General features: G+C 57.3%; 9 protein-coding genes. 7 read left to right on the plus strand and 2 right to left on the minus strand.

Annotation, left to right across the window (positions count from 1 at the left end):
- Positions 1-100: 100 nt before the first annotated feature.
- The gene (locus LPB19_RS10965; RefSeq protein WP_206642941.1) at positions 101-1,222 is read left to right on the plus strand and encodes a beta-ketoacyl-ACP synthase III; all 1,122 of its coding nucleotides are present in this window, start codon (positions 101-103) and stop codon (positions 1,220-1,222) included.
- A gap of 7 nt (positions 1,223-1,229) precedes the next feature.
- Here the strand turns inward: LPB19_RS10965 and LPB19_RS10970 are convergent, their stop codons facing one another.
- Positions 1,230-1,637 carry an acyl-CoA thioesterase gene (locus tag LPB19_RS10970; RefSeq protein ID WP_206642942.1) on the minus strand — a complete coding sequence of 136 codons (408 nt, stop codon included), beginning with the start codon at positions 1,635-1,637 and terminating at the stop codon, positions 1,230-1,232.
- A gap of 95 nt (positions 1,638-1,732) precedes the next feature.
- Between LPB19_RS10970 and LPB19_RS10975 the strand changes: the two genes are divergently transcribed.
- From LPB19_RS10975 to dinG, 5 genes are all read left to right on the plus strand, one after another.
- The gene (locus LPB19_RS10975) at positions 1,733-2,518 is read left to right on the plus strand and encodes an MlaA family lipoprotein (RefSeq protein WP_206642943.1); all 786 of its coding nucleotides are present in this window, start codon (positions 1,733-1,735) and stop codon (positions 2,516-2,518) included.
- Positions 2,519-2,589: 71 nt separating this feature from the next.
- Positions 2,590-4,041: a DUF3336 domain-containing protein gene (locus LPB19_RS10980; protein WP_266097042.1), complete on the plus strand. Its 1,452-nt coding sequence runs from the start codon at positions 2,590-2,592 to the stop codon at positions 4,039-4,041.
- Positions 4,042-4,139: 98 nt separating this feature from the next.
- Positions 4,140-5,843: an ExeA family protein gene (locus tag LPB19_RS10985; protein WP_206642945.1), complete on the plus strand. Its 1,704-nt coding sequence runs from the start codon at positions 4,140-4,142 to the stop codon at positions 5,841-5,843.
- Positions 5,844-5,846: 3 nt separating this feature from the next.
- Entirely contained in the window at positions 5,847-6,596 is a 750-nt protein-coding gene (locus LPB19_RS10990) for a general secretion pathway protein GspB (protein ID WP_206642946.1), read from the plus strand.
- Positions 6,596-8,797, plus strand: a complete 2,202-nt coding sequence (gene dinG, locus LPB19_RS10995; protein WP_206642947.1) for an ATP-dependent DNA helicase DinG — start codon at positions 6,596-6,598, stop codon at positions 8,795-8,797. The genes LPB19_RS10990 and dinG overlap by 1 nt, the downstream gene beginning before the upstream one ends.
- 245 nt (positions 8,798-9,042) lie before the next feature.
- On the opposite strand, the gene LPB19_RS11000 is transcribed toward dinG, so the two are convergent.
- Positions 9,043-11,790 (minus strand): LuxR C-terminal-related transcriptional regulator, encoded by a 2,748-nt coding sequence (locus tag LPB19_RS11000; RefSeq protein WP_206642948.1) that lies wholly within the window; start codon positions 11,788-11,790, stop codon positions 9,043-9,045.
- Positions 11,791-12,034: 244 nt separating this feature from the next.
- On the opposite strand from LPB19_RS11000, the gene cysB reads away from it, so the two are divergent.
- The gene (gene cysB / locus LPB19_RS11005) at positions 12,035-13,012 is read left to right on the plus strand and encodes an HTH-type transcriptional regulator CysB (RefSeq protein WP_206642949.1); all 978 of its coding nucleotides are present in this window, start codon (positions 12,035-12,037) and stop codon (positions 13,010-13,012) included.
- Positions 13,013-13,046 lie beyond the last annotated feature (34 nt).

Raw genomic sequence — 13,046 nt, forward strand, 5'->3', positions numbered from 1 at the left:
CAGGGGGTGTTCCGCCGGGCAATCCATGGAGAGTGTGTTAGTATTCTTGCCACTGTAAAACCCAAGCTTTCAGTTCCAATGACCATGACGTGGAGTAAGCGTGATTAAAGCCGTCATTAGCGGAACCGGTCTTTATACACCGCCCGCATCGATTGATAACGACGAGCTGGTTGAGGCATTTAACCAGTACGTTGAACTGTTCAACTCAGAACATGCGGAAGAGATTGCCCGAGGCGATCTGGAGCCTCTCCAGCCGTCCTCCTCGGCCTTTATTGAAAAGGCATCCGGCATAAAGCGCCGCCACGTTGTTGATCGGGAAGGAATCCTGGATCCGAAGCGCATGGTCCCGTCTATTCCGGAGCGGAGCAATGACGAGCCGTCCGTACAGTGTGAAATGGCCGTGGCTGCCTGTAAGGAAGCGCTGGAACAGGCCGGCAAGACGGCGGGTGATGTGGATGCCGTCATCGTGGCCTGCTCAAACCTGCAGCGAGCCTACCCGGCCGTCGCCATTGAGGTGCAGCAGGCGCTGGGCATTGACGGCTTTGCTTACGATATGAACGTTGCCTGCAGTTCGGCCACTTTCGGTCTGCAGGCCGCCGTCAATTCGGTCGAGAACGGCTCCGCCCGTGCTGTACTGGTTGTCAGCCCGGAGATTTGTTCCGGGCATCTGAATTTCCGTGACCGCGACAGTCACTTTATTTTCGGTGATGCCTGCACGGCCATTCTGGTGGAGCGCGAGGAAGATACGGCCGAAGGTGCGGGATTCGAAATTCTCGGCACGCGCCTGAAGACCCAGTTCTCCAACAATATCCGGAACAACTTCGGTTTCCTGAACCGGGCGGATGAATCCGGAATTGGACAACCGGACAAACTGTTTATCCAGCAAGGCCGCAAGGTGTTCAAGGAAGTATCACCGCTGGTAGCTGAAACCATCCAGAAGCAGCTGGCGTCGCTGTCGTTGAGCCCAGATGACCTGCGCCGGATGTGGCTGCATCAGGCCAACCTGAATATGAACCAGTTGATTGCGCGCCGGGTTCTCGGGCGCGACGCCACGACCGACGAAGCTCCGGTCATTCTGGATGAATACGCCAATACCAGCTCCGCAGGGTCCATTATTGCCTTTCATAAATTCAAGGCGGACCTTGAGCACGGCGATATCGGCGTTATCTGCTCCTTCGGTGCCGGTTACTCCATCGGCAGCGTGGTCATTCGCCGCCGTTGAATAAGCTTCAGCCCGCTGCCAGTGCCCTAAGTGCGTCTGGCAGCGGCGCAGAGGCGCGTGCTGTTCGGTCAAACCACACCACCTTTGCGTCCCCCTCCGAATATATCTCGCCCGAATTCGCATCCCGGAGACGGTAATAGGTGTCAAGACTGGTATTTCCGGCCTTGCCCACGTATGTTTCCACCAAGAGAGTCGCGGGATGGCACAGTTCCTTCAGAAAGGTGGCGCTGGTCTTTATAATAACCGGACCAGTGGGTTCTTCCGGGCCGCCCAGTTGCAGGGAGTTGAACCAGGCAATCCGGGCTTCCTCAAATAATCGAAAATAGACGGTATTGTTGGCGTGGCCGTATGCGTCCATGTCGCCCCAACGCAGGGGAACCTCAAGCGTAGCGACCTTCTTGCCGGGAATTGTCATGGCTAACCTCTCGAATAGCTGATTGACGCCCGCCAGATAGCAGGCGCGGGTATTCTCAACGAATTGAGACCAACCAAACAACCCAAGAGTAACGAATGAAACAAGCATTTCTGCGGCGTTGGAGTCTGCTGTCTGTCGCGTTGAGCGTCTGCGTGATGTTGGCTGCCACTCAGGCGAATGCTCAGCGGGTGGCCGAAACAGACACCGAAAAAGTGCTGGCCTATAACGCCACTGATCCCTATGAAAACTGGAACCGAAAGGTCTACCGGTTCAACGACACCCTTGATCGATGGTTTCTGAAGCCCGTGGCACAAACCTATCGCACGGTTACACCGGATTTCGTGGATCGCGGCATTACCAATTTCTTCGGCAACATTAACGAAGTGCGTAACTTCATCAATAGCGTGCTGCAGCTCAAGGGTGAATCCGCCGTGGTGGCGGCCGGACGTTTCACTTACAACACGGTGTTCGGACTTGCAGGTTTCTTCGACGTCGCTACGGCCTTTGACCTGCCCGCGCGGCCTGAGGATTTCGGCCAGACACTCGGTTACTGGGGCGTGGGCTCCGGTCCTTACCTGGTGGTGCCCTTGCTGGGCCCGTCCACTCCGAGGCGATTGGGTGCATACGCCACGGATTTACTGGTGTTTCCTTCGTTATGGGACAACGTAGACAGTCCTGATAACTACTACGCTCGAAGTGTCCAGCTCATTGACCAGCGGGCGGACCTGATTCCTGCCGAGAGCTTTATCTCCGGTGATAGCTATACCTTCGTCCGGAACGCCTACCTTCAGCGCAGGGAATTCCTGATCAACGATGGCAAGGTGGTGGAAGATCCGTTCGCCAGCGGTGACGACGAAGACTTCATGCTGGAAGACTTCTAGCGTGTGTCTGACATAATTGATGGAGGAGGGCTTCGGTGTTTAGAGATCCCAGGGTCAAAAAGTACAGAAAAATGCTGGCTGAAGCACCGAACTACGAGGCATGGAAGGCCGCCGCGCTGGAGCTCGATATCCTTGAGGGCAACGCCGACTGGAAAGAGGATTTCGCCTCTGATCTCTACCATTATGAGCTCGTTTACGATCGCCTCAGCCACCTGAAACAGTATCGTCAGCAGAACGATTTTCATCGCCTCAAGCGGGCTCTGAGAGAGGGCCTGCACCACGATTTGGGCAACCTCGGTAACCCTGCCCTGTACCGCTGTTCAAGGGTGGGCACCAAACATTTGATTGAGGAGTACATTACCCAGGCCTGCGAAGCCCTCGATTTCCTCTGTGACCATCCCGTGCCGGACTTCCCGGCCGAAGAAAAATACCGGTTCTTCCGCGATACGCTCAAGAGTTACGGCCGGCCAACTCTGCTACTCAGTGGTGGCGCCACGTTGGGGATCTTTCATTTCGGCGTGATCAAGGCACTGTGGGAAAAAGGACTGCTACCCCAGGTGGTTGCCGGCTCCAGTATCGGCGCCATCATCGCCGGAATTCTGGGCGTGCACACCGACGCGGAAATACCCGAAATGCTGGTGCCTGAGACCCACGACCTCAGGGCCTGGAAATGGCGGGGCCTGCTGAGCGCGATGCGCGGCGACGGGCTGATGGATCAGGAACAGCTGAAAAGCTGTCTGCGATCCAATATTGGTGAATATACCTTTGAGGAGGCTTTTGAGCGCACCGGACGTTCCATCAATATCAGTGTGTCGCCGATTCAGGCCAACCAGAAAGCGCGTCTGCTGTGCGGGTATACCTCTCCCTACCTGATGATCTGGAGTGCGGCTCTGGCCAGTGCGGCTGTGCCGGGCATTTTCCCTCCCGTCACATTGATGAAAAAGGACATTCACGGGAACGTGTTGCCTTACATGCCAAGGCTCAAGTTTGTTGATGGGTCGGTGGTGAGTGATCTGCCAATCGAGCGTTTGATGCACCTCTACGATGTGAATTTCACCATCGTCAGCCAGACCAATCCCCATGTGGTGCCCTTCCTGAGCGGCCAGTCCGTCGAAGACAAGCTCTCGCTTTCCAGCCTTCCCATGCACTTGTTCAAATCGGAGATTCAGTTCCATGGGCAGGGTGTGTTCGATTATTTGCGCAAGCGCTTGAAACCCGAACTCTTCAGACAGGTGTCCGGCCAGTTCTATACCATGATGGCGCAGAAGTATTCGGGGGACGTTACGATCGCGCCGTCTTATTCGTTCCGGGACTTTCGCCGGATGCTGTCCAACCCGGAACCCGAGTACGTCCGGGAGATGATTCTGGCCGGTGAGCGGGCGACCTGGCCGATGATATCCATGATCCGTTCCCATGCGCGCATTTCCAAGACGCTGGAGCGGTGTGTGGCACGCCTGAAACGCCAGGAAAGCCGCGGCGGCGAGCTCCGCCTGGTCAGCAACACGGATTCGGGTAAAGCCTGAGATGACAGCCCCTTGGCGGCAACGTTATGATACCGCGTGAGTAAGAAAGGGCGCGTCACGAAGCGATTCCCGACGCCTGAGCACCAGACTGGATACCCATGTACTACGACTTTTTCGGTTTTCGGGAACCTCCGTTTTCTATTGCACCCGACCCCAGATACCTGTACCTGAGCGAGCGCCATAAAGAGGCGCTGGCCCATCTCATGTATGGCGTCAAAGGGCAGGGCGGCTTCATTGTTATCACCGGTGAGGTGGGTACTGGAAAAACCACCATATCCCGCTGCTTTATCGAAAATGCGCCCGATTACGTGGACATCGCGCTGATCCTGAATCCCCGGTTGTCCGCCCGGGAGCTTTTGTCTTCCATCTGCAGCGAAATGGAAATTCCCCATCGATCGGACGCCAGCGTCAAGATCATGGTGGATCTCATCAATACAAATCTTCTCGAAGCGCACGCAGCGGGGAGACACAAGGTACTTCTCATCGATGAGGCCCAGAATCTGTCGGCGGACGTGCTGGAACAACTTCGCCTCCTGACCAACCTTGAGACGGCCGAGAAGAAGCTGCTCCAGATAGTGTTACTGGGTCAGCCCGAGCTTCAGCAAATTCTCGGTATGCCCGAGCTGAGACAGTTGAATCAGCGAGTCACAGCCCGTTATCACCTGGATGCCATCGGCAAAGCCGAACTGCATAGCTACTTGCGTTACCGGCTTGGGGTGGCAGGTGTTCGCGGTGACGTGTTCTCTCCCAGGGCGGTTAGTCGGCTGTATCAGGAGAGCTCGGGGATTCCACGCCTGATCAACCTGATCAGTGATCGCGCACTGCTGGGGGCCTACGCAGAGGGTGAACACGAGATTACTGCCGCTCATATTCGTCAGGCCGCGAGAGAGGTTCGGGGAAACTGGGGCTCGCAGTCAAGTGGAGTGAACCCGTCGCGATCAGGCTTGCCGCGCTACCTGATGCTGGCGGCCATGGTATTGCTGCTGGTGATTGGCGGCGCCTGGTGGTATGAGGAGTCAACAATGCCGGAACCGGCCGCGCTGCAGGAGCTTGCCGAAGACGTGCTGCTGGGTGGCACGATCGAGCGGCCTGCCGACGAGAACCCGGTGCAAAAGACAGTGTCGGGTTCGCAGCCTCCGGGTGCGGTGCGTCCCGCCAGTGACTCCCAGCGGGCGATGTTTGAGTTCAATGCCGATGCCCTTGCGTTGTCTGAAGGGTATCGTTTTCTGTTCCAGGTCTGGGGGCGGAAATATCAACCTGACCAATTCCCGAATGCTTGCGAGTTTGCGCTTAGCGAAGCATTGGGCTGTCTGGAGCGGCAGGGTACCCGCCGCAGTCTCGAGTTTCTTGACCGGCCCGCCTTGCTTGAGCTTCAGGAGGAATCCGGACAGCGTCGTTACCTCGTGCTGGAAACGCTGATTGGTGATGTTGCCGAAATTCGTACCCGAGCCGGCACCCGGAAAGTGTCGTTTGCCAGTATCGAACCTTACTGGTTTGGTTCGTACAAGGTACTGTGGAGCCGTCCGTCGTTTATGGATGACAGGGGTGATGGTGCACGACGTGGTGAACAGCTTTGGCTTGGCGCCCGGATGATGGAGCTGGCCGACAAATACAGTTCATCGATCTCTGAAAATGCGCGAGTCAAGCGGATGAACACAGAAGAACAGGTTCGTTGGTATCAAAATATCAAGGGCCTCAGCGTGGACGGAATCGCCGGCGCCATGACCATTATCCAGATCAACAACGACCTCGGAGCGGCTCTGCCAAGATTGGTTCCCAAGGCGCGTTCTGGCAAGGGGTGACGGATGTCGTACATACTCGATGCTCTTCGAAAATCCGAAACAGAGCGGCGCCAGGGCAAGGTGCCGGACCTTGGACAGCAGGTTCAGCTGATTCACAAGCCCAAGAAGAAGGGCGTGTCTCCCGTTGTCTGGCTGAGCCTTGCGTTGATGATCAACGCAGGAATTCTGGCTGCAGTATTCTGGCCCCGGCCTGAATCTTCCATGTCCAGTGCCACGCGGTCTGAAACTGCTGCTGAGGATTCATCGCACGTCCGCCCAGAGCCGGCGAAGGCTGCGCCGCAGACTCCTGCATCACCAACCGATTCGCCCGATCGGATCCTGCCCGAAGACGAGGCCGCCCGCGACCAGGCAGCCTTCGAGGACCCAGAGGCTATGGCCGGGCTTCCGGGCGAGGTCTCCGCGCCTTTGGCGTTGGCCGAGCCGCAGGAGCGCCCGGTCATTATCGTGCCATCTGCCCAGCCCGAGCGCCGGGCCGAGCCCACTCAGGAAGTCGATGCCGGTGGCCGAGTGCCGCACCTGGTCGAGCTTCCCTTGTCTTTCCAGCGGAGTGTCCCGAATTTGACGTTTAACAGCCACATTTACTCCTCCGATCCCTTTGCCAGCAGGGTGATGATCAACAGTCAGTACCTTCGCCGGGGGGATGTATTCTCTGGTCTCACCGTCGAGGACATCACCGAAGAGGGTGTTATTTTCAGCAAGCAGGGTCAGCGCTTCCGGGTTGGGATCGTTCGCGACTGGGTGAGCCCTCGCTGATGGCTCTGACAGACGCAACCAAACAGGAAATACAGCAGGGGTACAGGGACTTACTTTCAGGCAAAGACATCCGTGCAAGGTACGGGCAGCGGTTGATGATCGCCGAAATCGCCCGTTACATGGGGGCAATTACCGATAACGACGGCCAACGAACCTCGCCGCCGTCCGCCTGCGTGGTTGAAGCCGGCACCGGAACGGGTAAGACCCTAGCCTATCTGATTGCTGCCGTCCCGGTGGCGAAAGCCCTGGGCAAGACGCTGGTGATTTCCACAGCCACCGTTGCGCTGCAGGATCAGATCGTTCTCAAGGACCTTCCGGACCTGAAAAAACACACCAACCTGCAGTTCTCCTGGACTCTGGCCAAGGGGCGGGGCCGGTATCTGTGCCTGTCGAGGCTTGAGAGCCGCTTGCAGGATGAAGGACATGGTGACAGCGACACCATGCCGCTGTTCCTGCTCGACGACCAACCGTCAGACGAAGTGGGGTCCAAGGCGTTTTTCGAACAGATGCTGGCCAGCTATGGCTCAAGGGAATGGGACGGTGACCGTGATCATTGGCCCGAACAGATTCCGGATGATGTCTGGCGGCAGGTAACGACGGATCACAGGCAATGCACCAATCGTCACTGCAGCTACTTTGACAGCTGCGCGTTTTTTGATGCCCGAAAGGGGCTCGATGAGGCGGACGTGGTTGTGGCCAACCACGACCTCGTACTGGCGGATCTCGCTCTGGGGGGTGGTGCCATTCTTCCGGAGCCTGAAAACGCATTGTATGTGTTCGACGAAGGCCACCACCTGCCTGACAAAGCGCTGAATCACTTCGCGGCGTCGGTCGGTTTGAATTCCGCAAAACAGTGGCTGAAGCAGTTGTCGCAGGCGCTATCTACCATGCAGCCCTACCTGCCGGCTGGCGCCCAGGCCACCAAAACCCTGGGCAAAATCAGCACTGCGTCGCGCGATCTGGATCTCGTGCTGGGCCGGGTTTATGAGCAGATGGAGCAGAACACCGCCTGGGATTTCAATGACGAACGCAAAACCGCCCAGTGGCGGTTCGCCCATGGCGAGTTGCCTGAATTGCTGGCGAACCTGGCGAAAGAAACGCGCATCGCATCCGCCACGCTATGTCGGCATTTGGGGTCTCTGGTGGATGATCTTCAGGGGGCCTTTGACGAGCGCAAGGAAAGTGATATCGATCGCGACACCGCTGAAGCGTGGTATCCGGTGATCGGGGCGTTCCACAGCCGGGCTGAGGATCAGCTGCGTCTCTGGGTGGCATGGTCTGATACTGCGGACCGACGCACGATGTCGGCCAACGCAGATGAGGATTCCGTCGACGGCGAGGCCGCAGCGCGAGGCAAGACGAGAACCAGCCCCGCGCCTGCGCGCTGGGCAGTTAAGCAGCGCTGGGACCACGCCGAAGACATCACTTTGTTCAGTTCTCCGGTACTGGCCGACAATCTGCTGTACACGCGCCTTTGGTCGCGCGCATATGGCGCGGTTCTGACCAGCGCGACCTTAACGGCTCTGGGGCGATTCGATCGGCTGAAGATTCGAGCAGGCCTGCCGGAGGACAGCCGCTTTCTGAACGTTCCCAGCTCGTTCCGGTACGCCGATATGGCGACGGTTGAGATTCCTGCCATGTCGTCCATGCCCACGGATGACAAGTTCACCGAGGAGCTGACGCAGCGACTGCCCGATCTGTGGGCGGGTGAAAAGGCAACCCTGGTGCTTTTTACGGCCCGCCGGCAAATGCAGCTGGTGCGGGATGCCCTCGAACCGGATTACCCGGGGCTGATCATTACTCAGGACGATAAGGCGAAAGGAGAGGTTCTGCGGGAGCATTGCGCCCGCGTGGATGCGGGCAAGCCGAGCGTTCTCTTCGGTGTTGCGAGTTTTGCCGAGGGTATCGATTTGCCCGGCAAGTACCTGCACCACGTGGTGATTACCCGATTGCCGTTCTCGGTACCGGACGATCCCATTGAAGCGAGCCTTGCGGAGTGGGTGACTCAGCGTGGTGGCAACCCGTTTATGGAAATCACCGTTCCGGAAGCCTCGATAAAGCTGGTTCAGGCCGTTGGCCGGTTGCTCCGGACCGAGCAGGATACCGGCCGGGTTACCATTCTGGACCGCCGGATCATCACGCGTCGTTACGGGCAACTCTTGCTGGATGCCCTGCCTCCGTTTCGCCGGATTATCGACTAGCGGCTATTGCTCATAAAAAAAGAGCCATCCCAATCGGGTGGCTCTTATCAAAGGGGGCTCATTGGAACCCTAGCGTCGAAATAAAAGGAAACAAGAAATCTGAAGGCCTGAAGTTTCAGAATTCTCTGGTGAGGCTTTACCCCACCGTTGGGAGAATCATAGGGCGTAACCGGGCGTAGATGGATCGTCCAAAGGGCGTAGTGGCATTCAAAAAAACACACCAAACGTGATGGGCTTCACAAAAGTCAGCTTTCCAGCAGGTCGAGTTCACGGGCTCTGGCCAGTGCCTCTGTCCGCCGCTTGACACCGAGTTTGCCGTAAAGGTTGCGGATATGTGCCTTAACGGTGGCTGGCGCAACGTTCATCTCCGTTGCGATCTCTTTATTGGCGTGTCCGGCATGAATCAACGCCAGGACCTGCTGCTCCCGCTGGCTCAGGGGTTCCAGCAGCGATGGCGACGGTGATTTTTTCTCCGCTTGCGTCGCCTTCTGTATTCGCGCTTCCGAGTGTGGATTGCTGATCGGGGCGCCAGACAGAATGTCACGCAGGCTGCGGTTCCATGAGCCGGGACCACGGACCTCCTCAAGCTCCAGCAATAAAGAGCGAATGCGGTCACTTTCCTCTGCAAACAGGCTCAGGAAACCGGCATCGGAAGCTTTTCGAACCGCCCGCAGCAGCATCTCTTTGGCTTCAGGTTGTCGATCCTGGTGATCGAGCGCCTCGGCATAAACCAGCAAAATCTCCACTTGGTGTCGTATGTGCGCATTTCTCTCTGCCGCAGGCATCAGAGAGGTGAGCACTGCTTGGGCCGCTTCCGAATCACCCTCTGCGATCTGAACGCGCGCCAGGCTGATCTGCATCTGTTCACGGTTCAGGGGATTGCTTAATTTCAGGTCGTCAGCATTGCCCAGACAGGCGCGGGCCTTTCCGGGCTGGCCCATGGCCAGATAACACCTGGCCAGGAGCGCTTCAATAGCCGGCGGCTCGAACACGATATGATCCCGGCGTTTACGCCCGACTTGCGCCGCATTCTTGAGAAATTCAGCCGCGTTCTCGAATCGACCCTCGCTGAACGCGAGATGGCCGCGCACATACTGGATAATCACGTGCTGACCTGGTTCGGTACCCTGATTGACATGGTCAATAAGTGGGGCGAGGTAGGTGGACGCCAGCTCAGGCCGATTTCTTTCCCGGTGTATCTCGGTGAGGGCGCTGTTTTGCCAGCAGGAAATCAGCAGCGGCTGGCTGGGGTCCGAATAATGTTTGTCGACCCATTGGCGCACGTCGGTGCAGGTGTCGAGCGCCATGTCGATATCGCCGCGGTCGTACTGAATCCAGGCCAGAAGGCCACCGCTTGACAGAACGGTACTCGGCTTGCGCTCCAATTGTCCGTAATGCACCGCAGAACGGAGGGCATCTTCTGCCTCTGCCAGCTCACCTTTGCCGTAATAATCCAGCCCAACCCCATAGTAAGTGACCGATTTCAGCGGGATTTGGGTGTGGTCGATATCCCTCAATACCTGCTGTGTCAGGTCACTTGCGCTTTTTTCATCACTGCGGGTGCGGGCCAGGTACGACCGAATCAGTGAGATTTCGCTTTGCAGACCCAGTGCTCCTTCGGCGTCGGGGTGCGAATCGGCCACTCGCTGGTCCAGAAGGTCTTCCAGTGATGTCAGCAAGGGATCAAGTGTGTCCACCCGGTTTGCAAAGAACAGGCCCCAGATCCGCAGCATCTGGATTTGCGGGCTGTCCTGGACCAGCGGTTGGGGCAGGGCATCCAGCCAATCGAGTACGAGGAGGTGGTAGCCGCCGTGAATCAGGTTGTTGCCGTGTTCCGCGAGCACCTTGGCGAGCCAGTGCCAATCTTCCAGCTGGCGTATTTGTGCGATGGCTTCGTGAATCTGACCATCATCCAGTAGCCAGTTAACGGCGCGCTGCTGGAGTTCTGTGGCTCTTCGTGGGTTGTCGTGTTGGGCTCTGTGCAGCAACGCATCACGAAACAGGTCGTGGTAACGAAACCATTCGTTCTGGGTGTCGAGTGGCAGTAAAAACAGATTTTGCTTGAGAAGCTGCTCCAACTTCTCCTGACTGTTGGTTTCGCCCCTGACCGCATCACACAAACTTGCGCAGAGTCGGGTACAGCACGCGGTGTCCAACAAAAACTGAACCGTTTCACCGGATTGGTATTGAAGGACTTCTGTCAGAACGTAATCGCTGATGTGCCGTTCATCAATATCCACTTGGGCCGCTTGGGCTGAGCGTTCCATGGTGGCGGGTATGGTGGTCCCCGGTTTTGTTCCGCCGCCGGAAAGTGCCGAAAGCTGCATAGCGGCAACCCAGCCTTCAGTTTTCCGGTAGATCGCCTCAGCGTCTCGGTCGGAAAGCTGAATGCCCATGGTGTCGAGGAAGAATTGACGGGATTCTTCTTCAGAAAACGCCAGGATGCCCGGGTGCACATCCTGGACCCAGCGCCTGACTCGCCAGCGGGCCAAAGGCAGTGCGGGTTCTGTGCGCGAGGCAATGGTGACCGTCACGCCAGCTGGAAGGTAATCGATGAAATAACTGAATTCGCGCAGGATTCCCGCATGGCCAATGAAGTGGAAATCATCCAGCACCAACAGCCAGGCGCTGTTATCGGCGGACAATGCGTTGAGCAGCGCGGTTACCGCCCCAGTCGAGGTGTCGCCGGTCTCATGGGTTAAGTGTTTGCGGCAATCTTCCAGTCCCGCCAGGCCTGCGTGCGCAAAGGCACCGACCACATACTGCCAGAAGCGTCGGGGCTCATCATCATGCTCATCCAGCGATAGCCACGCGGATGGTGAGCGGGTTTGGGAACACCACTGAGCCGCGAGTGTCGTCTTGCCAAAGCCTGCGGGGGCAACCACCAGATTCAGTCGTTTCGGCGGCTCCGGTTCCAGCATGGCGTTGAGCCTGTCCCGTCGGACGGCCCGGGCATCTGCTGAAGGTCGAAGGAATTTGGTGGTGAGAAGCATACTTACCTGATTCGCAAACGATTGATAGGGAATTGTGTGCTTTGTAACAGGCAAGTCAAGGGCTTTGAGGCCTCGTTGTTTGGTTTGCGGCTTCGCAAATTCAATTTTGGTCTAAACTTAGCTTTAGGTCTTGCGTATATTAAAAAGTAATGAAAAACAAAAATCTTATGCGTAAACTGGCCGCCAATTAAGAGGGGATGCGTCACCCTCGTCGGTGGCCGGGAAGTCAGGAGCAGCGTACTCAATGAAATTACAACAGTTGCGGTATATCTGGGAAGTTGCCCATCACGATTTGAACGTCTCGGCGACCGCCCAAAGTCTATTCACTTCCCAGCCTGGAATTTCAAAACAGATTCGCCTGCTTGAAGACGAACTGGGCCTAGAAGTGTTTGCCCGCAGTGGTAAACACCTGACCCGTATAACCCCCGGCGGTGAAATCATCATTCGCGAGGCGGGCGAGATTCTGCGTCGGGTTGAGGGTATCAAGAAGATTGCCCAGGAGTTCAGCAATCAGCGTCAGGGTGAGCTAAGTATCGCAACCACTCATACCCAGGCCCGTTACGCTCTGCCGCCGATTATCGGGGGCTTCATCGAGTCGTTTCCGGAGGTGTCACTGCATATGCACCAGGGGACGCCCATGCAGATCTCGGAAATGGCAGCCAACGGCGCAGTAGACTTTGCGATCGCCACCGAAGCCATGGAACTATTCAATGACCTGATCATGATGCCCTGCTACAAGTGGAATCGAAGTGTCATCGTGCCGCGAGATCACCCCTTGGCCAGACTCGATGAATTGACCCTGCCGCAACTGGCAGAGTACCCACTGGTGACTTATGTATTTGGTTTCACCGGCCGCTCCAAGCTCGATGAGGCGTTCCAGTCCCAGGGCTTAACCCCGAAGGTTGTGTTCACCGCCGCCGATGCCGATGTGATCAAAACCTATGTTCGGCTGGGTTTGGGGGTGGGCATCGTGGCGAGTATGGCCTACGACCCGAAGACCGACGGTGACCTGGTGGCACTGGACGCCAGCAAACTGTTCCGTCCCAGCGTTACCCGAATCGGCTTCCGAAAGGGGACCTTTCTCAGAGGCTATATGTACGATTTCATCTCGCGCTTTGCGCCCCACCTGACGCGGGAAATGGTCGATGAGGCGGTCGCGCACCAGGGCAGTCGCGCAGAGATCGAAGGCTTGTTCAAGGATGTCGAGCTGCCAACCTACTGACGAGTTGGCCGGCGGCGAGTCTGGCTACAGGCCG

The organism is Marinobacter salinisoli, assembly GCF_017301335.1.
Lineage (GTDB): Bacteria > Pseudomonadota > Gammaproteobacteria > Pseudomonadales > Oleiphilaceae > Marinobacter > Marinobacter salinisoli.